This window comes from Candidatus Symbiopectobacterium sp. NZEC127 (genome assembly GCF_025962675.1).
Classification (GTDB): domain Bacteria; phylum Pseudomonadota; class Gammaproteobacteria; order Enterobacterales; family Enterobacteriaceae; genus Symbiopectobacterium.
The window spans coordinates 163,554-185,757 of the sequence record NZ_JAGFPG010000007.1; the positions used below are offsets into that span (position 1 = coordinate 163,554).

The 22,204-nt window shown below is 53.7% G+C and carries 19 protein-coding genes; 11 read left to right on the plus strand and 8 right to left on the minus strand.

Annotated elements, in window-relative coordinates; all coding sequences use genetic code 11:
- Nucleotides 1-228: 228 nt before the first annotated feature.
- The gene (locus J5069_RS20745; RefSeq protein ID WP_264645636.1) at nt 229-1,509 is read left to right on the plus strand and encodes a citrate synthase; all 1,281 of its coding nucleotides are present in this window, start codon (nt 229-231) and stop codon (nt 1,507-1,509) included.
- Between the two features lie 56 nt (nt 1,510-1,565).
- Here the strand turns inward: J5069_RS20745 and J5069_RS20750 are convergent, their stop codons facing one another.
- A complete protein-coding gene (locus J5069_RS20750; protein ID WP_264645637.1) occupies nt 1,566-3,299 on the minus strand; it encodes a lysophospholipid acyltransferase family protein in 1,734 nt (577 codons plus the stop codon).
- A 944-nt stretch (nt 3,300-4,243) separates the two neighbouring features.
- Between J5069_RS20750 and J5069_RS20755 the strand changes: the two genes are divergently transcribed.
- Both J5069_RS20755 and J5069_RS20760 read left to right on the plus strand, forming a co-directional pair.
- On the plus strand, nt 4,244-5,005 hold the full coding sequence (locus tag J5069_RS20755; protein WP_264645638.1) for a winged helix-turn-helix domain-containing protein: 762 nt from the start codon (nt 4,244-4,246) through the stop codon (nt 5,003-5,005).
- A complete protein-coding gene (locus J5069_RS20760; RefSeq protein ID WP_264629118.1) occupies nt 4,992-5,465 on the plus strand; it encodes a FidL in 474 nt (157 codons plus the stop codon). The genes J5069_RS20755 and J5069_RS20760 overlap by 14 nt, the downstream gene beginning before the upstream one ends.
- A 61-nt stretch (nt 5,466-5,526) precedes the next feature.
- Here J5069_RS20760 and greB read toward each other — a convergent pair whose 3' ends face one another.
- Entirely contained in the window at nt 5,527-6,009 is a 483-nt protein-coding gene (gene greB, locus J5069_RS20765) for a transcription elongation factor GreB (RefSeq protein ID WP_264645639.1), read from the minus strand.
- A gap of 247 nt (nt 6,010-6,256) precedes the next feature.
- Between greB and ompR the strand changes: the two genes are divergently transcribed.
- Nucleotides 6,257-6,976, plus strand: a complete 720-nt coding sequence (ompR, locus tag J5069_RS20770) for a two-component system response regulator OmpR (protein ID WP_001157747.1) — start codon at nt 6,257-6,259, stop codon at nt 6,974-6,976.
- Nucleotides 6,973-8,346 (plus strand): two-component system sensor histidine kinase EnvZ, encoded by a 1,374-nt coding sequence (gene envZ, locus J5069_RS20775; RefSeq protein WP_264645640.1) that lies wholly within the window; start codon nt 6,973-6,975, stop codon nt 8,344-8,346. Before ompR ends, envZ begins: the two co-directional genes overlap by 4 nt.
- A gap of 55 nt (nt 8,347-8,401) precedes the next feature.
- On the opposite strand, the gene pckA is transcribed toward envZ, so the two are convergent.
- From pckA to J5069_RS20800, 5 genes are all read right to left on the minus strand, one after another.
- Entirely contained in the window at nt 8,402-10,039 is a 1,638-nt protein-coding gene (pckA, locus tag J5069_RS20780) for a phosphoenolpyruvate carboxykinase (ATP) (protein WP_264645641.1), read from the minus strand.
- Between the two features lie 215 nt (nt 10,040-10,254).
- The gene (hslO, locus tag J5069_RS20785) at nt 10,255-11,127 is read right to left on the minus strand and encodes an Hsp33 family molecular chaperone HslO (RefSeq protein WP_264645642.1); all 873 of its coding nucleotides are present in this window, start codon (nt 11,125-11,127) and stop codon (nt 10,255-10,257) included.
- A gap of 23 nt (nt 11,128-11,150) precedes the next feature.
- Complete coding sequence (hslR, locus tag J5069_RS20790; RefSeq protein WP_264645643.1) at nt 11,151-11,558, minus strand: ribosome-associated heat shock protein Hsp15; 408 nt, start codon at nt 11,556-11,558, stop codon at nt 11,151-11,153.
- 43 nt (nt 11,559-11,601) lie between these two features.
- Nucleotides 11,602-12,288, minus strand: a complete 687-nt coding sequence (yrfG, locus tag J5069_RS20795; RefSeq protein ID WP_264645644.1) for a GMP/IMP nucleotidase — start codon at nt 12,286-12,288, stop codon at nt 11,602-11,604.
- 109 nt (nt 12,289-12,397) lie between these two features.
- Nucleotides 12,398-14,548 carry an intracellular growth attenuator family protein gene (locus J5069_RS20800; RefSeq protein WP_264645645.1) on the minus strand — a complete coding sequence of 717 codons (2,151 nt, stop codon included), beginning with the start codon at nt 14,546-14,548 and terminating at the stop codon, nt 12,398-12,400.
- Nucleotides 14,549-15,003: 455 nt separating this feature from the next.
- Between J5069_RS20800 and nudE the strand changes: the two genes are divergently transcribed.
- Nucleotides 15,004-15,561 (plus strand): ADP compounds hydrolase NudE, encoded by a 558-nt coding sequence (nudE, locus tag J5069_RS20805; protein WP_264645646.1) that lies wholly within the window; start codon nt 15,004-15,006, stop codon nt 15,559-15,561.
- A 124-nt stretch (nt 15,562-15,685) separates the two neighbouring features.
- Here nudE and mrcA read toward each other — a convergent pair whose 3' ends face one another.
- Nucleotides 15,686-18,235: a peptidoglycan glycosyltransferase/peptidoglycan DD-transpeptidase MrcA gene (mrcA, locus tag J5069_RS20810; RefSeq protein WP_264645647.1), complete on the minus strand. Its 2,550-nt coding sequence runs from the start codon at nt 18,233-18,235 to the stop codon at nt 15,686-15,688.
- Between the two features lie 153 nt (nt 18,236-18,388).
- Here mrcA and pilM point away from each other — a divergent pair, with 153 nt between their 5' ends.
- The 5 genes from pilM to hofQ are packed head-to-tail and all read left to right on the plus strand — an operon-like array spanning nt 18,389 to nt 22,013.
- A complete protein-coding gene (gene pilM, locus J5069_RS20815) occupies nt 18,389-19,240 on the plus strand; it encodes a type IV pilus biogenesis protein PilM (protein WP_264645648.1) in 852 nt (283 codons plus the stop codon).
- The gene (locus J5069_RS20820; protein ID WP_264645649.1) at nt 19,240-19,833 is read left to right on the plus strand and encodes a PilN domain-containing protein; all 594 of its coding nucleotides are present in this window, start codon (nt 19,240-19,242) and stop codon (nt 19,831-19,833) included. The genes pilM and J5069_RS20820 overlap by 1 nt, the downstream gene beginning before the upstream one ends.
- A complete protein-coding gene (locus tag J5069_RS20825; protein ID WP_264645650.1) occupies nt 19,823-20,368 on the plus strand; it encodes a hypothetical protein in 546 nt (181 codons plus the stop codon). Before J5069_RS20820 ends, J5069_RS20825 begins: the two co-directional genes overlap by 11 nt.
- The gene (locus tag J5069_RS20830; RefSeq protein ID WP_264645651.1) at nt 20,362-20,757 is read left to right on the plus strand and encodes a DUF2531 family protein; all 396 of its coding nucleotides are present in this window, start codon (nt 20,362-20,364) and stop codon (nt 20,755-20,757) included. Before J5069_RS20825 ends, J5069_RS20830 begins: the two co-directional genes overlap by 7 nt.
- 17 nt (nt 20,758-20,774) lie before the next feature.
- Nucleotides 20,775-22,013: a DNA uptake porin HofQ gene (hofQ, locus tag J5069_RS20835; protein WP_264645652.1), complete on the plus strand. Its 1,239-nt coding sequence runs from the start codon at nt 20,775-20,777 to the stop codon at nt 22,011-22,013.
- The last annotated feature ends 191 nt before the right edge of the window (nt 22,014-22,204 follow it).

A 22,204-nucleotide genomic window follows, 5' to 3' on the forward strand; every position in this document is an offset into this window, starting at 1 on the left:
AACTAATCCGGGACAGTTATACGGATTGCGTAGCAAAAATGCCAGTCGGCATTGTGGCGTCTCAGAAAATTTACCTATGTCAATTTTTCAGCGAATTGTTCGAATATGAAACCTTTTTTCGCGTATTAAGGAAAGGTGCGGTGCGGAGTGTGTTACGTTAATGCGGCGCAGATTCGCGTTATGGGGTGTCATGTTGGTGAAAGGCGCATTCGGACGGGAGAAAGAATAATGACAGTCAAGAAATCCATCCTGACGATGGAAGGAAAAAAGAATATTGCGCTCAATGTGCGCGCGGGCGTGTTGGGCAAAGAGGCCGTAGACATTCGTCCGTTAGGTGCGCAGGGGCTGTGCAGCTACGATCCGGGTTTTAATAACACTGCCGGGTGCGAATCCGCCATCACTTATATTGACGCTGCCAATAGCGTGCTGCTGCACCGCGGGTTTCCGGTGGAGCAACTGGCCGAGAAGTGTGATTTCACCGAAGTGTGTTACATCATGCTGCACGGCGATGCGCCGAATCGTGAGCAATACGATCGGTTCGTCAACAGCATCACCCGACACACCATGATTCATGAGCAGATCTCGCGGATGGTCAGCGGGTTTCGTCGCGACTCGCATCCGATGGCGCTGATGTGCGCGGTGGTCGGGGCGTTGGCGGCGTTTTATCACGACGTGCTAGATATTCACAACGAAGAACACCGCGAGCTGGCGGCGCTGCGTCTGTTGTCGAAGATGCCGACGCTGGCCGCCATGAGCTACAAATTCTCCATTGAGCAACCGGCGGCTTATCCGCGCAACAACCTCTCTTATACCGGCAGTTTCCTGCATATGCTGTTTTCCGTTCCGGCGGAAAAATATGAGGTCAATCCGGTGCTGGAACGTGCGATGAACCGGGTACTGATTTTGCACGCCGATCATGGCCAATGTCCCTCTACCACTGCCGTGAGAGCATCCGGCTCCTCCGGTGCCAACCCCTTTGCGTGTATTGCCGCCGGGTTGGCAACCATGTGGGGGCCAAACCACGGCGGTGCCAATGAAGCCTGTATGCGCATGCTGGAAGAGATCAATACCGTTGAGCGTATTCCCGATTTTGTCCGCCGGGCCAAAGATCGCCGCGACTCGTTTCGTTTGCTGGGCTTCGGTAACTCGGTGTATCACCATTTCGACCCGCGCGCGGCCGTGCTGCGCAAGACCTGTCATGAAGTGCTGAATGAGATGGGGCCGAAAGATAATCTGATGCAGGTGGCGATGGAGCTGGAACATATCGCCATGACCGATCCCTATTTCCTCGAACATCGGCTGTACCCGAGCGTGGATTTCTACACGGCGGTGATCCTGAAAGCCATGGGCCTGCCGCCCTCCATGTTCCCGGTGATCTCCGCAGTAGGCCGTACTATCGGTTGGATTGCCCACTGGAAGGAACTGCACACGCAGGAACCCAAAATCTATCGTCCTTGCCAGATTTACACCGGCCAACCGCGTCGTGACTACGCGTCACAGGTGAAATAAGGCATCCGCCATCCTCCGCGAAAACGGAGGATGGCGGTATTAAAGAAGGGAAATGGCTACGCGTGCTCTGGCGCTGTCGGCTGTGGTTCCGGTAAGAAAGGGGCGACATAGCGCTGATAGCGCGACGGTTTGAGCTGCGTCATATCCACCAGCACCAGACCATCGATGCAGTTGTTAAAATCAGGATCGATACCGAAATCGATAAACTGTACGCCACCGGTTTCGCATACTTCCGAATATTGCTTGTACAGCGTGGGAATCGCACATCCCATGTTGTTGAGCATGCTTTTTAGCCGCGTCAGATCTTGTTGATAGTCGGTGCCTTCAAACTGTTTTAACACATCGGGCAACGAGGCCGGATAAGGCCGACGTGAGGTAGCCATCGGCTGACTCGGTGAGAAGTACAGGCGATAAAAGGCGACCAGCAGATCCCGCGCGTGCGGTGGCAGGGTGCCGGAAAGCGAGACCGGGCCAAACAGATAGCGATATTGCGGGTAACGAGCAAGATACGCGCCGATCCCCAGCCACAGATAGTCGAGCCCACGTTTTCCCCAGTATTTAGGCTGGATAAAACTGCGCCCCAATTCAATGCCCTGCGTCAGAATCGGGTCCATTTCTGCCCCATACTGAAACAGGCTGTGGCTATACAGGCCGTTAACGCCTTTATGGGCAATTTGCTGTGCGGTCGGAGTGAAGCGGTAGGCGCCGACAATTTCCAACTCCTTTTCATCCCACAAAATAAGATGCAGGTAGTCGTCGTCATAGCTGTCGAGATCGCGCCGCTGACCGGAGCCTTCTCCGACGGCGCGGAACGCGATTTCGCGCAACCGTCCCAGTTCGCGCAGAATGGGCACATACCCCTCTTCGCCGCGCCGGTAGAGGTAAACCACCTTTCCGTCAGGCGTGGTGCCTAATGTTTCACACACGGCTAAAGCGTGCTTCAGTGCGGCGCGATCTTCCGCCAGAGCAATGGGTTTTTCTCCCAGGAAACTGCCGGGTTTACCCAGGCCCAGCCGATAGACATGGCGGCGGAAACGGGCTGCAACATCGTTGGCATTCCACTCTCCGTGGCTCCAGGTGGCATAGGGGATGCGAGCGCCAATGCGGATCTTGAGTTTCTGACTGCGTTGTTGAAACATTTCTCTGACCAACAGCAGCGTTGAGAGCGGCCGGTAGAGCAAAGAAGAGAGGTAGAACAAGCTGCTGTTGCGTCCGCTGATATGAATAGGAACAACGGGGGCGCGCGCTTTGCTTGCCATGCGAATAAAACCGCTGTGCCAATGCCCATCGCGAATCCCTTGTAGGCTAATGCGTGACACTTCACCCGCCGGGAACAGAATGATGGCACCCTCCTGGCTGAGGTGCTGTTGTATCGCATTGATTTGTGAGCGTTTTGTGCGGTTGTTAACGTTATCGACGGCGAGCAGAACCCCTTTTAGCGGGGTAATGTAGGAGAGCACCTGGCTGGCTAGAATACGCACGTCGGGGCGAACGCTCGCCACCGCACGCAGCAACGCCAGGCCATCCAGTGAGCCGATAGGATGGTTGGCGACCAGCACCACCGGCCCTTGGCTAGGGATATTTTCTAGATCCCCCTCCACCATTTCACAACTGAAATTGAAATAGTCCAGAATTTGCTCGACCAGATCCAGGCCTTTCAAATGGGGGTAACGCTCGGCGAATTGTTGCATTTCGCGCTCAAACAGCAGTGCGCGTAGAAGAGAACGTTGCCAGGATGGCGTTTGACGGTGTGGTGCAAGGTCTTGCAGGATGGCATCTACGCTGAACATATCCGAGTCTCCCGTGACACTTCGAGGCCAAATTAAGCGATCGAAGTGACACATTTATGTCAACACAAAAATAATCTTTTTCGCGCCCCTTTTCATTTTCATCGACGTGGGCTGCGCTCCGGCACTTTCTTCCTATAACGCGAATTATTTAAGCAGATAGCGCACAAGGAAAGGTCTTCGCGGAGGATGAATCCCACGGTGACGCGGATTATGCGTAATAAACACATCATATTGGCAACCAGGGCATGATAATTGCGAATTCATTCGCAGTTATCATGCTGGCGAGGTGAGCAGAACAGCAGAATAAGCCCTAGACAAGGAGATGAACCCCAAAGGTGATTTTATCCAAAGGGTATTTAGCTGCATCAGTGCTGTTTTTTGAATACGTTTTTTTGATTATAATTTACTTGCGTTATTGTTCATTGCGGTATTTGCACGTAACCTCTTTTTTCAAATCGTAAAATTTGTTTTTATGGTTTATAGATTAAAACGTTAATTAATTTAATTTTAATAGGTTTGGCGTATCGCATTACGGTGAAGGGAATGCACCTATTCATTTTTGATATCTACTATGTTCAACGTGTTAGCTCTTTTTTATTTTTTTGTTTATCTTTGGTTGTTATATATTTAATCGCATATTCTTTCAAAAAACGCGCTTGTATTTCTTAGGGTAAATAACAATCTAAAACAGCTTTAAATAATCTTTGACAATAAACGAGCAAATTTTTATGCTACGGCTCAACTCTTTTTATGTCGTCGTGTAAAGGTATGGCGTAAAGGTATGGCGTAAAGGTATTGTTTAAACCAATATTCTCACGGGCGTTAATGAGCGATCTAAGATATATGTCGCAGGATTTCCATTTCCTATGTTTCGTGTAAATAAACATATCATCAATAGGGTTAGGTTATTTTTAAAATAATACTTGCTTATCCCAGAGGTTTTTATGGCCTACTTGATTAATCAAACCATCATTTTCAATGATGGAGAGGGAACTTTATCTTGGCGAGATCGTGAAGGTGAAGCCATTTCATTGAGCGCGCCTATTGCACGCATACTCGCTACTCTGATTGATAATCCGGGGGTCACATTAAGCCGTGAATTGTTGCTACGAGAGGCATTAGAAAAGTATTCACTTTCTCCTTCTATCAGTAATCTCAATAATTATATCTCACTGCTTAGAAAGGTATTACGCAATTTTGGTTTGGCTGAGGCGATTGTTACTGTCCCGAAATCAGGTATTGTTTTTCATGTCGACAGTATTGAAGCCTATGCCAGGCAACCAACGGACGTTCGCACGGTGGGGAATGCGGTGGAAACATCGATGAACGCGCAGACCCGTGGTGTCAATCCCCGATTGACTGCGCCAGACCATTCGACGCACCGGTTCCAGATAGGTTATACGACCAAGATTATTTTTATCATCGGTATGATTCTGTTATTTATTTTGATTATGGTGTCATTTTCTGGTCGTTTCCCTTATCGGCCTTTTGTCAGAGTCAATGTGATAAATAAGTGCGATGTTTTTGCATTACAGGATGCGGTCAACCGCGAGTCGATAGCGGGTTATCAGGAACTCTGTGGGGATAACGTCTTGTTTATTTCATCAAAGACGACACCGTTACATGGTTCAGGAATGAAAAGAAATCGCATCATCATTGCATGCAGCAAACGTGGAAAAGGATGCACAACCTATGTTGAAAAATAACCTTGGCAATAAAATGGTATGGTTCAGCCTGTTATTATTGGTGACGGTTTTATTCGTGGGGCCCTATTATTTTAAGCGTCAGTCTTTTCACAAGCCGGTGATTTGTTGTGGCGAGGTGAGAGTCAGAGAGGGGAATGAAAAATATAGAATAAGAAAAGAATACGATGTCAATGTTTATTTAAGCGATAAAAACCGCGCATTAATTTTTATTGATGGTGTGTTTATTGGTGAAGACGATATTCCTCGTACTATACAGCGCACGTTTAGTTTTGACTCCGTCTGGAATGAAAATCGCCTGTTAGTCAAGAATGTCACTCTGGATAAAAACCCGGAGGATAATGCACCTGATGACGCGGTTACGATGATCGGGGAAAATGACATCCTGGAGTTCGAAATGCTGACCCGCGATGTCTATCTTATCAGCACGGCGTGGTCAAAATTGGCCTGCAATATCCGTTAATGTCGCGCCCTGCAACCCCGTAACACCACGGTGACGAGGGAGGGAATAAGCGGCCAGGCGATTACTCGGCGGGCGCGGTATAGGTTATCTGGTTTACATACCAGGTTTTTTCGCCCGACGGTGTTTTCACTTTCACCTCTTCGTCGCGTTCTTTTTTCAGCAACGCCCGTGCCATTGGGGCGTCGATTGAAATATAGTCTTTACGGCCATAGATCTCATCAGGACCAACGATGCGAAAGCGCATCTGGTCGCCTTGCTCGTTTTCGACTTCAACCCAGGCACCAAAGAACACTTTGCCCTCTTGCTGAGGGGAGTAATCGACGACGCGAACGATTTCCAGACGTTTGCGCAAGTAGCGCACCCGTCGGTCTATTTCGCGTAACAGCCGCTTGTTGTATTGGTAGTCGGCATTTTCACTGCGATCGCCTAAACTTGCCGCCCAAGCCACTTTTTCTGTAATTTCTGGACGACGTTCTTTCCAAAGATAGTTAAGCTCTTTGTAGAGCATGTCGTAACCTTCACGGGTGATAAGATCGGTTTTCATCGTTTGCTTTCATCATCGGTTATTGCGGGTACGCATAGTACGGCGTTGACACACTGTGAGCAGTATAGGCGTTGCTGCATCCTAAGGCGATTGCGCCTGTAAAATGAAGGAAATGATTGATTAATCCCTGTTTTATTATGCTTTGTAACAATTTTGCCTGCAATATATACCAGAAACGACTGTCAGTAATTCACGGGTTTTTGAACAATACGGGCATCGGCAGCGATTACGCTTTTGGAGAATGAAAATGCAAGAGAATTATAAAATTCTGGTAGTAGATGATGATATGCGCCTGCGCGCACTGCTGGAGCGTTACCTGACGGAGCAAGGTTTTCAAGTACGTAGCGTAGCCAATGCTGAACAGATGGATCGTTTACTGACGCGTGAGTCCTTTCACCTGATGGTGCTGGACCTGATGTTACCGGGCGAAGATGGGCTCTCGATTTGCCGCCGCCTGCGCAGCCAAAGCAACCCGATGCCGATTATTATGGTGACGGCGAAAGGGGAAGAGGTTGACCGTATCGTTGGCCTGGAAATTGGCGCTGACGACTACATTCCTAAACCGTTTAACCCACGTGAGCTGCTGGCGCGCATTCGTGCCGTGCTGCGCCGCCAGGCGAACGAGCTGCCGGGGGCACCGTCGCAGGAAGAGGCGGTGATCGCGTTTGGCAAGTTCAAGCTGAACCTCGGCACGCGCGAAATGTTTCGCGATGACGAGCCGATGCCGTTGACCAGCGGGGAATTTGCGGTGTTGAAAGCGTTGGTCAGCCACCCGCGCGAACCGTTATCGCGCGATAAACTGATGAACTTGGCGCGTGGTCGTGAATACAGTGCCATGGAGCGCTCCATCGATGTGCAGATCTCGCGGCTGCGTCGCATGGTGGAGGAAGATCCGGCGCATCCGCGCTATATCCAAACCGTCTGGGGCCTGGGATACGTCTTTGTGCCGGACGGCAGTAAAGCATGAGACGATGGCGCTTTTCTCCGCGCAGTTCGTTTGCCCGGACGCTGTTGCTGATTGTTACCCTGTTGTTTGTCAGCCTGGTCACCACCTATCTGGTGGTGCTCAATTTTGCCATTTTGCCAAGCTTGCAGCAGTTCAACAAAGTCTTGGCCTACGAAGTGCGCATGCTGATGACCGACAGGCTGCAACTGGAGGATGGCTCTTCGCTGGAAGTGCCACCGGCGTTCCGGCGTGAAATCTATCGCGAGTTGGGGATTTCCCTGTATACCAACGCCGCGGCGGAGGAGAGCGGGCTACGTTGGGCGCAGCACTACAAGTTTTTGAGCCAGCAAATGGCGCAACAGCTTGGCGGCCCGACGGATGTACGCGTTGAAGTCAGCAAAAATACCCCCGTGGTGTGGTTGAAAACCTGGCTTTCACCCGATATCTGGGTGAGGGTGCCCCTGACGGAAATCCATCAGGGCGACTTTTCTCCGCTCTTCCGATACACGCTGGCGATCATGCTGCTGGTCATCGGCGGGGCGTGGCTGTTTATTCGTTTGCAGAACCGGCCGCTGGTGGAGCTGGAGTATGCGGCGCTGCAAGTGGGGAAAGGCATTATTCCGCCCGCGTTGCGTGAGTATGGTGCTTCCGAGGTGCGTTCGGTAACGCGCGCTTTCAACCAGATGGCGTCGGGGGTCAAATTGCTGGCCGACGATCGTACGCTATTGATGGCGGGCGTCAGCCACGATTTACGCACGCCGTTAACGCGTATCAGGCTGGCAACGGAGATGATGAGCAAGGATGACGACTATCTGGCGGAGTCCATCAATAAGGATATTGAAGAGTGTAATGCCATTATCGAACAGTTTATCGACTATCTGCGTACCGGTCAGGAGATGCAGATGGAAGCGGCGGATCTGAACACTATTCTGGGCGAAGTTGTGGCGGCTGAGAGTGGCTATGAGCGCCAGATTGACAGCGATTTCTCCGAAGGCGAGCTGATGGTGCGCATCAGTCCGCTCTCGATCAAACGGGCGGCGTTGAATCTGGTGGTCAATGCGACGCGCTACGGTAACGGCTGGATCAAGGTCAGCAGCGGACGAGAACTGCAACGCGTCTGGTTCCAGGTGGAAGACGATGGTCCGGGCATCGATCCTGCGCAGTTGGCACATCTGTTCCAACCGTTTGTGCGCGGCGACAGCGCGCGTACCACCAGCGGTACCGGATTAGGGCTGGCGATTGTGCAGCGCATCATTGATGCGCATGACGGTGCGTTAGACGTGGGCACCAGCGAACGCGGTGGGCTGTGCGTGCGCGCTTATCTGCCTTTACCCTACGATCGAGCCAAAGAAGGGCCGTCTGCCGCTGAGAAAGAGGCGTCAGAAGGGTAAAACACGGTGGTTAACGCAGAAGAAAAAAGCGCGGGCAAGCCCGCGCTTTTGCGTTTTAGGGGATGATTTCCGCCCCAATTTCTGGCCCGGCGCTCACCAGCGCCTGACCAGCAGGGGTATCGGTATATTTGTCGAAGTTGGTGCAAAAACGCTGCGCCAAATCTTCGGCTTTCTCTTGCCATTTCGCCCGGCTAGCATAGGTGTTGCGCGGATCCAGAATCTGAACATCGACGCCGGGCAGTGAGCGCGGTATCGCCAGATTGAAGATCGGCAACGTATGCATTTCGGCGTCGTCAATGCTGCCATTCAGAATGGCATCAATGATGGCACGGGTGTCTTTAATCGAAATGCGTTTTCCTGAACCGTTCCAGCCGGTGTTGACCAGATAGGCTTGCGCGCCAGCGGCTTTCATACGTTTTACCAGCACTTCGGCATAGCGCGTGGGATGGAGCGACAGGAACGCCGCACCAAAGCAGGCAGAAAACGTCGGCGTAGGTTCGGTGATCCCGCGTTCTGTGCCCGCCAGTTTGGCGGTGAAGCCGGACAGGAAATGGTACTGCGTCTGGTCAGGCGTGAGGCGTGATACCGGCGGCAGAACGCCGAAGGCATCGGCCGTCAGGAAAATCACCTTACGCGCGTGTCCCGCTTTGGAAACCGGTTTGACGATGTTGTGAATATGGTAAATGGGGTAGGAGACGCGGGTGTTCTCCGTTTTGCTGCCATCGTTGAAATCCACGCTGCCATCTTCCCGAACCGTGACATTCTCCAGCAGCGCATCGCGTTTGATGGCACCGTAAATATCCGGTTCAGCCTCTTTCGACAGTTTGATGGTTTTGGCGTAGCAGCCGCCTTCAAAGTTGAACACGCCGTCATCATCCCAGCCGTGCTCGTCGTCGCCAATCAACTGGCGTTTCGGATCGGTGGACAGCGTGGTTTTTCCGGTGCCGGACAGGCCGAAGAAGACGGCAACATCCCCTTTTTCACCGACGTTGGCGGAACAGTGCATCGAGGCGATGCCTTTCAGCGGCAGCAGGTAGTTCATGATCGAGAACATCCCTTTCTTCATTTCGCCGCCGTACCAGGTGCCGCCGATCAGTTGGATCCGTTCCGTCAGGTTGAACGCGACAAAATTCTCCGAGTTCAGCCCCTGTTCCTGCCACTGTGGATTGGTGCATTTCGCCCCGTTCATCACGATAAAATCGGGCTCAAACTGCTTGAGCTCATCGTCATCAGGGCGAATAAACATATTTTTGACAAAGTGGGCCTGCCAGGCAACCTCGGTGATAAAACGCACTTTCAGACGGGTATCGGGGTTGGCTCCGCAGAAGGCATCGATGACAAACAGACGTTTGCCGGACAGCTGCTCGGTCACCAGCTGTTTCAGGTGGCTCCAGACTTCTTGTGTCATGGGGTGGTTATCGTTCTTGCCTTTGCCTTGATCCGACCACCACACGTGCTCACGCGAGGTATCATCACGAACGATATATTTATCTTTGGGCGAACGACCGGTAAAAACGCCGGTGTCGACGGCGATAGCGCCCAGTTTGGTTTCTCTGCCGCGTTCATATCCCTCCAGGCCGGGAGCAACCTCCTCCTGGAAAAGTACTTCATAACTCGGATTGTAGACAATCTCGCTGACATCGCGGATTCCATAAGCGGCGAGGGCTTGTGGTGCAATACCTTTGATCTGCATATCGCTACTCCTCAATAGTTATAGTCATACTGATAATCATTGTACGGAGTAAGCCTATTTTAGCTGGGATAACAATCATAAAATTAAATAATTTAAGACATGGTTTTGTTTAATTTTCGTTAAGTGAAACGATTCTTCTCCCGTAGGGGCGAAAAATGAAAACGGGCACCGAAGTGCCCGCTTAGTCAGGAATATTATGTCAATGTCTTATGCGATCAATGCCTTGTGGCGTCTAGGCTGGCGTGACGAATATCACTGATTTCACCGGCGCTGAACAGGTAGTGCGTACCACAATAATCGCAATGCATATCGATTTCTTCTTCCTGCTCCAACATCTCATGCAGATCGGCATCCGACAGCGTCATTAATGCATCTGCGCAGCGTTCACGCGAGCAGTGGCAGTGAAACGATACCGCCTGCGGCTCGTAGAGCGTCACCGATTCCTGATGATAAAGGCGGTACAGCACCTCGTTCGCGGGCAGGGTAAACAGCTCTTCGTTTTTGATGGTTGTTGTCAATTGCACCAGATGGTCAAAATCGTCGTGGCCGACGTGCTGCGCGGGCAGTACTTGCAGCAGCATGCCAGCGGCAACCGGGTGGCCTTCATGCTCTCCGCTGCGAATAAACAACCGGGTAGGCAACTGCTCGGATTGTTGGAAATAGTTTTCCAGACAGCTGGCAACCGAATCGCCTTCCAGACCCACCACCCCTTGATAGCGCTCACCTTCCTCGGGCGTAATGGTGATCACCAGATAGCCGTTACCTACCATGTCACGCAGCGTCGCATCGGGCGCAATCTCGTCTTGCAAGCGGGCAACACCGCGCATTTGCTGCTGATTATTGCCGTTGATAACGGCAAGTTTCAGCGGGCCGTCGCCCTGAAGCTGTACGGTAATATCGCCATTGAATTTCAACGTCGCCGTCAGCAGACTGGTGGCGGCCAGCATATCACCCAGCAGCAGGCGCACCGGAGCCGGGTAGTCGTGGTTTTCCAGAATTTGCTGGTAGGTATTACTGACCGTCACCAACTCGCCGCGAACGGCATGATTTTCAAACAGATAACGGTGTAGTTGGTCGTGGTTGGACATGGTTTCTCTCTTAATGGTCAGTGCTACTCTGCATCATTGTATTTAAATTTTATCAGATCGCGCCGTTCTTTTTTATCGGGCCGACGATCCGGGTGCGGCATGGTCAGCGCGTTCATCTTGCGTGCCAAAGCGACCTTTTCGCGTTTTTCGACGCTTTGCTCGGTCTCCCGATACAGCAATTGCGCTTCGGGTGCCGAGCGGCGTTGTGAACTGAGGGCACAGACCAACACGGTGCGCTCGTCGTTGCCCTGACGCAGTTTGATTTCAGCATCCAGTTCTACCAGCTTGCTGGGCTTGGTGCGCTGCCCATTGTAATGCACCTTGCCGCCGTCGATTGCCTCACGCGCGACAGCACGGGTTTTGTAGAATCGAGCGGCCCAGAGCCATTTGTCCAGGCGAATACTGTCATCTGACTCGGTCTTCTCTTTCATATCAACCTCTTGCTTATAAACGCCTGGAGCATAAAACGCCTTATCAGGACCCGAGTTGCGCCGTGCGTAAGGCAGGCAGGAACGCCAGATAATCATTCATGGCCGGATGGCGCGCAAAGGATTTCTCCTGCTGTCCCGAGTCCGGGTTAGTGACTCCCAGGCAGTAGCGCAGGCCAAACGCTTTGGCGGCATCCAAAATCGGTTCGCTGTCATCGATAAACAGCGTGCGTTCGGGATCAAACCCCACCTGCGCGTGCACCTGTCGCCACAGTTGCTGATGCTCCTTCGGATACCCATACGTATGGGTGGAAAGTAATAAATCAAGGTGTCTGTCGAGTCCGGTATGCGCCATTTTGACCGCCAGACCGTGTGGGTGAGCATTGGTGAGCAATACCCGCTGCTTGCCACTGGCGGCTAATGCGGTGAGAAACGGTTCGGTATCGGCACGCAAACGGGCGCGTGCGCCTATCTCACTGGTCATCTGATAGATATCAAGACCGAGGCGTTCGCTCCAATAATCAAAGCAGTACCAGTTCAATGTGTGTTGAACGGCGTGATACTCTTTCTCTATCACTTTTTTGGCTTCACTCAGGGAAATCTTTCTCTCTACGCTGAGTTGTTCTGGCACCCGTTGCAGCCAGAAGTAGCTGTCAAAGGCCAGGTCCAGCAGGGTGCCATCCATGTCCAGGATAACGGTATCGATGTCATTCCAATTGAGATCGTGCTGCATCTGTACTCCGGTAGCGGCGGTGGGGTGGGGTCGTGCAGGGAAACGCCGCGTCGCAAGGCGTCGGCGGCATGGTCAGTGCGATCGTCAGCAACGGGCCGTTTAGACGCGCCTAATCGTTCATCCGGTAGGCGCGGCCTTCCATCACGATAGGCGTAGCGAGCCGGGTTGAAAAGCACGCATCGTAGTACTGTTTGATATCACGTTCGCGCTGCTGGCTTTTGCGCATTTTTACCAGCATCAGCACCAGATTGGCAACCAGTACCACCGAGAGCACCAGCATCAATAAACCGGTGCCGAAATAGCGCCACAGGGTGATGGCGTCAGGATCGCTGCGTAAATTGATGTGCTGCGTTCCGTTGGCATCGGTGGAGAGTTGAGTGATCACCCCTTTGGCGCTAAAGGGCGTGTGCAGCAGCATGGCGGAAAGCCGTTGCAACTCTTGCCATTGCTCTGTTGCATGATATTCATTCAACGGTTTGGGCGGCAGCGGGTAGTTCACGAGCTGGCGGCCTTCGTCGCTGCGGATCAAAAAGCCGCTGGGGGGCGGGCTGTTCAGCGAGTCGGTGGCCGCGTTAATCTCTTGATAGAAAAAAGACTCCGTGGCGCTGACCACCAGCGATTCCAGAGATTCAGCATTAACCGAGCGCAGCAGAACGTTCATCCCCTTGAGCGAACCTGACTTGGCGCGTCTGACCAAAGCATCCCAGGTTTTCACATTGCCCAGATTGACCAGGGCGTTTTTCAGCCGGGTGCAATCCTCTTCACGCGTACACAGCTCCTGGGTTTTCAACACGATATCAGAGAAGTTGTTGAGCAGTACCATGCCTGATTTCTGAATGGCGGACGCGAGCTGGGTGCTGACCTTGCCTTCATCGTTGGTCACGGGATGCAACTGGGCATTGACCACGGACAGCAGCGCCGAGGCTTTTTCGATCACGTCCGACTCGGGCAGCGGTAATGAACCGGCCTTGTTCCAGTAGATGGCTGAGCAGTCAAACGGGGTAAAGGCATAGGGCTTTACGTTGCCGGGATAGCGGTTGCCCGCAGGCACATCGCACATACCGGTGCTTTGAATGTCCAGCTTATCGCCGATTTTCAGGTGGGCGTTTTGTAATTCTTCAACCTGCACCACTTTGATATTCTGTGCGCCTTGCAGCCAGCTCATGCTCAGGTTGAGCGGTAGTTCCAACGGCAAGAAACTGAGCAGCAAGATAAGAGGCAGTAGCGCACCCGCAGAGAGAATCAGGTTTTTTCCAAAGCGCTGGAGGGGGAACCGGCTGACTTCCTCGTGGAGCGAGAGAAATTCGCCCTGACGGACCACCTGACGATTCAGATAGATATCGACCTGGGTTTTCTGCGCCAGATCGTAGGCGATATAAGGTTGCCAATGGGGCGGATAGATAAGATCGATATTGCCCAGCGAAATATTGCCAATCTGCTCTTGGTTTGATTCGCCAAACAGGCCGAGGCACTGTGGCGTGCCATTCAGGCAGTGTACTTCTTGCAGTTCACGCTCAGAGGGGGCGCGAAACAGCTGCCAGCAGCTCCAGGCGGCCAGCAGCACGGCGGCACTGGCGAGCCAGGGCATCACCGCCAACGGCGTCATCAGGCTGATAAACAGCAGCAGAAAAGCCGATGAAATCAATAGCGCTTCGCGAATGCCCGAGGCGTGATGCATCGCGAACTCTTCTCGCGTCTCTTTGCGAACGGCAACCAACTCGGCGCGTTCATTCCCTTCTTCACGAATCGAGGCATTACGCTCAGGCATTAACGGCGGCGGTAAAACGCCCTGATCGCTGTGCTCAACGCATTCACTCAAGGAATGTCCGTTGAGCGCAACGACCAGCGGAATTGAGCGGGTGTTGATCAGCTCGATATGGTTATTCTCGGTGATGTACTGTTCCCAGTCAGCAGGCAGGTGTATTTCTTGCGTATCAATGAAATAACGCCATTTGTTCGCGGTGCTGGTATTGAGCCCATAACGCGTAATGCTGTGGGTGAGCACATAGACGCGCGGATCGTGGCGGGTACGCGGTAGCACGGGCAACGCGCTGGACGCTGACAGTTGCAGATTGGCCAGCGTCAAATAGCGTTCAATGGCGGCACGCTCATCGTGCGTTAATGTGCGTTCTCGCGCGTGCATGACGGCGAATGACGGTTTTGTAAAGGGCAAATGGCGACGCATACGGTATCCAGTGTAACTTCCGATGACGATAAGACAGGCAAACAATAGGGATAAAAGAATAACTATTGTGCTCATGCCATCCTCATTCCAACGCTGATAATTCGGATACTAGCAAACTTATCCCGAGAGTGATAATCCGTATGTCATTGTTAATCAGCTTGAATCACTCATTAACGCAATAAATTTTTCCTACATTTCCTCGATCTTACCAAGAGAAAATCAGAAGAAAACATGGGGAAAATCTGAATTTATTGTCACGTGTTGACTTTTATTTTTTTCCAGGAAAAACCGTGATGTTTGTTATTTGTTGCGATTGCGTAAATTGAGTCGTATCAGAGTTGCGGTAAGATAGCCTGTTAACGCACAATGTGAGCAATATCAAAGAAGAAAATTAACGTTTTTTTTGCATTCTGCGGCGTTTCCGTTGCGAAAAAGAGGTACCCGTTCTACATGTTTTTCATCTCTTTTTTTTTGACGGGTATCAGATTTTTTTTGTTGCCACAGGAATGCCTCGTAGGGCGAATATAGTGATGAATAACAATCTGAAAAAACCGAAAATTCTGAACGTGGAGACGGTGGCCCGTTCGCGCCTGTTTAACGTGGAATCGGTTGATCTTGAGTTCAGCAACGGCGTGCGCCGCGTGTATGAACGGATGCGCCCCTCGGGGCGAGAAGCGGTGATGATTGTACCAATTATCGACAATCAACTGGTGTTGGTGCGCGAATACGCCGTCGGTATCGAACAGTATGAATTGGGCTTCCCCAAAGGGCTTATCGATCCGGGGGAAACCGTTTTTGAAGCGGCGAACCGTGAATTGATGGAAGAAGCGGGGTTTGGTGCACACCAGATGTCGCTGTTGGCGACGCTGACGCTGGCACCTTCCTATTTCTCCAGTCGCATGAATATCGTGGTCGCGCGTGACCTTTATCCCCAGACGCGAGAAGGGGATGAGCCTGAGCCGCTGATTCCGGTGCGCTGGCCGTTGGATAATCTGTTGGGCTTGTTACAGGAACCTGATTTTCGCGAAGCGCGTAACGTCAGCGCGTTGTTTTTAACGCGTGAGTGGTTGGCGGGGCAGATACCTTAGTCGTCCCCGGCCTGGGCCGGGGATCTCATGCAGAAATAACGCGTTTCATCTGTAAGAGATTCCCGCTTGCGCGGGAATGACGGGAAGGTGCTCGTCCTGGGCGAAGAGGTAAACAGGTTACGCGTTAAAACAGCTCTTCGCTCTGACCGTTTTCCATCAAGGTGGTGCCTGCCTCGTGGACTTCAAACTCCGTAGGCTGCGTGCCATCGACAAAATATTCCGCACGGCTGTTGCCACCGCCGCTGGAGAGTTTGCCGGTATAGCGATCGATGGTGACGGTGACGACGCCCGGCGGCGGCGTCAGCGGCTGCTCGGCAACGCCTTGCAGGGCGACCTTCATATAGTCATCCCACGCAGGTTGGGCGCTCTTTGCGCCGCCCTCATAGCCCGAAATCTGATCTTTAATCGCACCCGAAACCGTGCTGCGGCCCAAATCGCGGCGATGGTCATCAAAGCCAATCCACACCGAGGTGACAAGGTTAGGCCCGTAACCGGAGAACCAGGCATCTTTGGAGCTGTTGGTGGTGCCGGTTTTGCCGCCGATGTCATGGCGCTGCAAATCTTTACCGGCACGCCAGCCAGTGCCCATCCAGCCTGGTTCGCCAAACACGTTGCTGTTGAGCGCGCTCTTTATCAGAAACGACAACGGCGTGCTGATGACATGCGGCGCATACGGCAGCGTGCTGACCTGCGCTTCGGTCGGCGTGACGGCGTCAATCTGTGGCTGAGGCACGGTGCCTTGCTGCTCTAGCGAGGTGGCGACGTTTTCCATGCTGTCCGTTGAGAGCACGGCAGAGCGCGGCGTTTCGCCATAAACCAGCGGCAGATTGCAGGTGTCGCACACGGTTTTCGGCGTTGCGTTGAAAAGCGCGTTGCCCGTGTCATTCTCGATACGGGAAATGAAGTAAGGGTCAACCAGGTAGCCCCCGTTGGCCATCACCGCATAGCCTCTGACCACCTGGAGCGGCGTGAAGGACGCGGCACCCAGCGCCAGCGATTCGGTACGCACAATGTTTTGTTGTGGGAAGCCGAAACGCTGTAAGTAATCAGCCGCATAATCAACGCCCATGGCGCGCATCGCACGCACCATCACTACGTTTTTGGACTGCCCCAGTCCCTGACGTAAACGAATCGGACCGTCGTAGGTTGCCGGAGAGTTCTTCGGACTCCAGTCTGAGCCTGCGCCTGCATCCCAACGGGTAATCGGCACGTCGTTAAGGATGGTAGCCAGCGTCAGCCCCTTATCCATGGCGGCGGTATACAGGAACGGTTTGATATTGGAACCAATCTGACGCAGCGCCTGCGTGGCACGGTTAAACTTGCTCTGATTGAAATCAAAGCCGCCCACCAGCGCTTCGATGGCACCGTTGGTCGGGTTCATGGACACAATCGCGGAGTTGACGTCCGGCGCTTGTCCCAGCCACCAGTCATTGCCCACCTTGCGTACCCACACCTGCTGGCCGGTTTGCACCACATCGGTGACGCGGCGCGGCATCGCCCCTTGCAGTACGTCGGATTTAAACGGACGCGCCCATTTCATCCCAGCCAGTGGCAGCATAACGTTGCTGCCATCGGCCATCAGCGCGGTGGCTTTGTCGGCATCGCTTTGGGTGATAACGGCGGGGTTTAGCGGGCCGTAGTTGGGGGTATTTTTCAGTTCATTGATGATGCGCGTTTGATCCCAGGCGCTTTCACCCACTTTCCACAGCACTTTTTCCGGGCCGCGATAGCCATGGCGCATATCATAGGCCATGACGTTATTGCGCAGCGCCTCTTCTGCGGCCAACTGACGTTTCTTGGTGATGGTGGTGTAGACCTTGTAGCCATCGTTATAGGCGTCTTCACCGTAGCGTTTCACCATCTCCTGACGCACCATTTCTGCCAGATAGGACGCGGAGAAAGCAATTTCCGGCGCATGATAATCGGCCACCAGCTTCTCGTTACGTGCCTGATCGTACTGTGCCTGCGTGATGTAATTTTCATCGCGCATACGTGCCAGCACCACATTGCGACGCGCCACGGCGCGATCGTAGGAGTAGAGCGGGTTAAAGGTGGACGGGGCTTTGGGCAAACCGGCGATGGTCGCCATTTGGCTCAACGTCAGTTGTTCAACCGAGCGGCCAAAATAGACGTGTGCGGCGGCGCCCACCCCGTAGGCACGATACCCGAGGTAGATCTTGTTGAGATAAAGCTCAAGGATCTCATCTTTGGTCAGCAACTGCTCAATGCGGATCGCCAGAAACACTTCTTTGATCTTACGGATCAGCGTGCGTTCCGGGCTCAAAAAGAAGTTACGCGCCAACTGTTGGGTAATGGTACTTGCCCCTTGCGACGCGTGCCCGGAGGTCAACGCAATGGTGGCGGCGCGGATAATCCCCACCGGATCGACCCCGTGGTGATCGTAAAAACGGCTGTCTTCGGTGGCGATAAACGCGTGGACCATCTCAGGGGGAACCTGGCCCAACTTCAGCGGAATGCGGCGCTTCTCACCGAACTGGGCAATCAGCTCACCGTCGGCGCTGAACACCTGCATCGGCGTTTGTAAACGGACATCTTTCAACGTTGCGACATCGGGCAACTGAGGCTCGATATAACGATATAGCCCATATATCGATGCGGCTCCAAGCAGAATGCAAGTCACTGCAAGGATGAATAAATACTTTACGAACTTCACCGGGAATTTTCCATTCAGTAGCGGGTGGACAGTTTCTAAACAATTGCCCGCTAGTATAAAGGTAAGCCTGCACTGTGGATACGTTCTTTTATTCAGCACACGTTTTCAGCAACGCGTGCCCTTCTCAACGACGAGGGAGAGGTCGCATTGAACATGGCTTATCACCATTGGCAGGTCGGATTAGATATACAAAACGGATGTCTGCGTGCCCTGGCCGTGCAGCGCCGCCGTCATGGCTGGCAACTGCGTCAGTGGTGGCAAATCCCACTGCCTGCGGACACCTTAAGGGAGGGGAGTTTACAGCATTCCGACGCATTGTGCGATGTCCTGACGCAATGGCGGCGGGTGCTGCCGCGCCGACTATCGCTGCGCGTTGGCTTTCCGGCCCAGCGCGTGCTGCAGCAGCTTATGGCGGCCCCTGACAGCCGTCTGCGGGAGCCGGAGCGCGGCTGGTATATCGACCATCAGGCGGCGCGCCAGTTTCCCATTGGCCGCGACTCGCTGGTGCTCGACTATCGCAGTGAGCCCCAGTCGCCGGGCTCCTTGCTGATCACCGCCGCCAAACGTGAAGAGGTAGCGCAGTGGCAACACTGTCTGCATCGCGCCGGGCTAACGCCGGATGTGCTGGATATTGTGCCATGCGCGTTGCGCACCATGGCACAACTGGCGGGGGTGGCTTCCGATTCCCTGCTGTTGCATCGACTGGATACCGAGCACTGGCTGTGGGTTTCGCCGTTATCCCAGCCGCTGTCGTTTGGTGTTATCTCGCAAGACGCGGTGACAGATTCTGGCGATATCGTCACCTGTGTGAGCAATCACTATCCGGGAAAGCGCGGTGAAATAACGTATTACAGTGGCGAGTGGGGCGAGGACACTCCGCTTTCAGTGCACCCGCTGGCGTCGTGGTCGCCGTTTGACATCTTGCATCAAGCCTATCCGCCGCTGCCGATCAATCCGTCCCAGTTTGTGGTGGCGGGCGGTTTGGCGCTGCGGGCGGACGATTAATGCCCCCTTTTCGTGTCAATCTGTTGCCGTGGCGTCAACGCCGACGAGTCCGTGATACTCGCCGCTGGTGGCTGTGGCTGCTGTTTTTTTCGGGGGGATTGCTGCTCGCGCTGGCCGCGTGCCGTGAGCGGCTTGACCAACAACGTGGCGCGATGGAGAAAACGTTGCGCACGCTGCAACAAAAGCAACTTGCGGACAGCGCACAACTGCGTGAGGTTCAACGGTTGATGGCTGCGCTGCGACAGCGGCAAGCGCAGTTGCAGGCAGAAGAGCAAACGCGGGCGCATAACCAGGGTTATGAACAGCTGTTAAAACAGCTGGCGCAGTGGGTGCCTGATGGGCTGTGGCTTACCGCCCTGACAGTGCAGGATGGCAAGGCCCATCTGACGGGCAGAAGCCATGATTATGCCGACATCGTGCACTTCAGCTCCCGGCTCGAAACCGAAACAGCGCTGACATCGGTGCGTCTGATGCAAACACGGCAGGAAATAATGGCGTCACCCGAGGGGGACGTGCCGGTGTTGACGTTTCACCTTCAGGCCGATTGGCGCGTTGAGCGGCTTTCGTTGCCGGACGTGTCCGATGATGAATAGCGTGCGCTCCCTGTGGCTGGCGTTTATGGCGACCCCTCGATGGGTACGGTGGTTGGCGCAAGGTCTGGTGATGGGGATGTTAGCCGCGTTAGGTTATTACACCGTGCTGCAACCGGAGCGTGCCGCCGTGGAGCGCTTGCGGCACGCTCTTTTGCACTCGAGCGAAGCGCACGCGGCGCTGGTACGGCGTTTTGATGATTTCCCGGCGCTGGCGACGTTACAACAACAGTGGGATGCCTTGCCGGATAAACCGGTTTATCACGCCGCGTTGGCGCTGACAGAGCGCCTGTTGCCGCCGCTCTCTGCGTCGAATGCCGCGTTGATAACCTTACAACCCCCGATTACCGCCCCTCTACAGCCGTGGAAAATGATAGTAAGCACTGACTTTTTTGGTGGATTGACGCTCATTCAACACATCACCGCGTCCGCGCAGCCGCTGCATATTCACTCACTCTCCATTGAGACGCTACACGAGGTGTTACACCTGGAATTGCGGTTTGCCGTTCCCAACTCCGGTGAGGAGGCGCAATGGTGAAAGTGACTTATGGATGGATGCTGGTGTTGGCGCTGTGCTCACCGCTGGCGCACAGCGATAGCGCGCCCACAGGGCGTAATCCCTTTCAGCCAGCCGCCAGCCACGCAGCCGGTGGGGATGAAATTACGCGATGGCGACTGGAAGGTGTGATTGGGGATAGCGCAGGGTGGTCTGGCTGGCTTTCTGTGCCAGGGGAGCGCTGGCTCATGGTGAACGTGGGCGATACGCTGGCATCCACGGGGTGGACGGTTAGCGCCATCGACCAGCACAGCGTTCAGGTGGAAAAGTCGGTGGTGGATGCAGCAGGACAAGCACGTCACTGGGTGCGGACGCTGCCTGTGGCGCGGTCGTCGCGTAACGACGCGATACGTTGTGTTTTTCAGCGCTGAGCACGGAGGAAAGCCAGATGAAAAGGACAGGGACGCTGAAGCGCGTGGGGGTGTTACTGTGCGCCTTGCTGGGAGAGCATACGGCCTTTGCCAAGGCGCAGACGCCGATCATTTCATTGGCGTTTGACGATGCGCCTGTGCAGAAAATCGTGCAGGCGCTCGCCGAGCATCAGCGGTTGAATGTGGTGGTTGCGCCTGACGTTAACGGTGTGATGAGCCTGCGCTTGAACCATGTTCCCTGGCAGCAGGCGCTAGACATTGTCGCGCTGCAGGGCGCGCTGTCGATTGAACGCAAGGGCAATGTATTGCTGGTGTCTTCTCGTGCGGTCGATGTACGTCAGACGGTATTGGAAAACCGTTTTTTCACCCTGCAATACGCCGATGCGCAAGAGGTTGCTTCCAGCGTGCTGGCACAGCGCAGTACGCTGTTATCGGATCAGGGTAGCGTGAGTGCGGATACGCGCACTAATGCCCTTTTGGTGCGCGATACCCCCGCGATAGTGCAGTCGTTACAGACGTGGATTGACACGCTGGATAGGCCTGTTGCTCAAGTGCAATTAGCCGCACACATCGTCACCATCAGCAGCGACAGTTTACGGGAGCTGGGCGTGAGCTGGGGCATGGGTGAACCGGCGCACGCGGGCCGAACGCTGCGTCTGAATGACTTTACCGTTAACCTGCCGGTGGAATCGCCCGCGGGCAGCGTGGGGTTCAATCTGGCCCGTTTGAATGGCCGACTGCTCGATTTAGAACTGTCAGCGCTTGAGCATGAGAATCAGGTTGAAATCATCGCCAGCCCGCGTCTTTTTACTGCCCATAAGCAGATGGCCAGCATCAAGCAGGGCACGGAAATTCCCTATCAGGTGTCCAGCGGTGCCAGCGGTGCTACCGCCATTCAGTTTAAAGAAGCGGTACTGGGGATGGAAGTGACGCCCACGGTGCTGCGTGAGGGCAAGATTACGCTTAACCTGAAAATCAGCCAAAACATGCCAGGGGTGGTGATTAAACAAAGCGACAATGGAGAAACACTCGCGATCGATAAACAAGAAATTCAAACCCAGGTTACGGTGTCTGATGGTGAGACGATTGTGTTAGGCGGGATTTTTCAACAACAAAAAAATCGAGGGGAACGAAAAGTGCCGCTGCTGGGGGATGTTCCGTTGCTGGGTTCACTGTTTCAACATCAAAGAACTGAGCGTAAGCGGCGTGAACTGGTGATTTTTATCACCCCAACCTTGGTCGCCACCTCGCCGTGAGAGGCGCATAACGGTGCGCTTTGTGATCCACGTTTTACCCGTTTCCGCTTTCTCAGTTTGACGCTGCGCTGGATTTAGCATACAAGGTTAGCCCATTGAGCGCTGCGGTCTGTCGAAGCGGAATTATCTTACCGGAAGATGCCTAATTAATACGCTTTTTGCTGTTTGACGCGGGGCGAGACATTTTATTC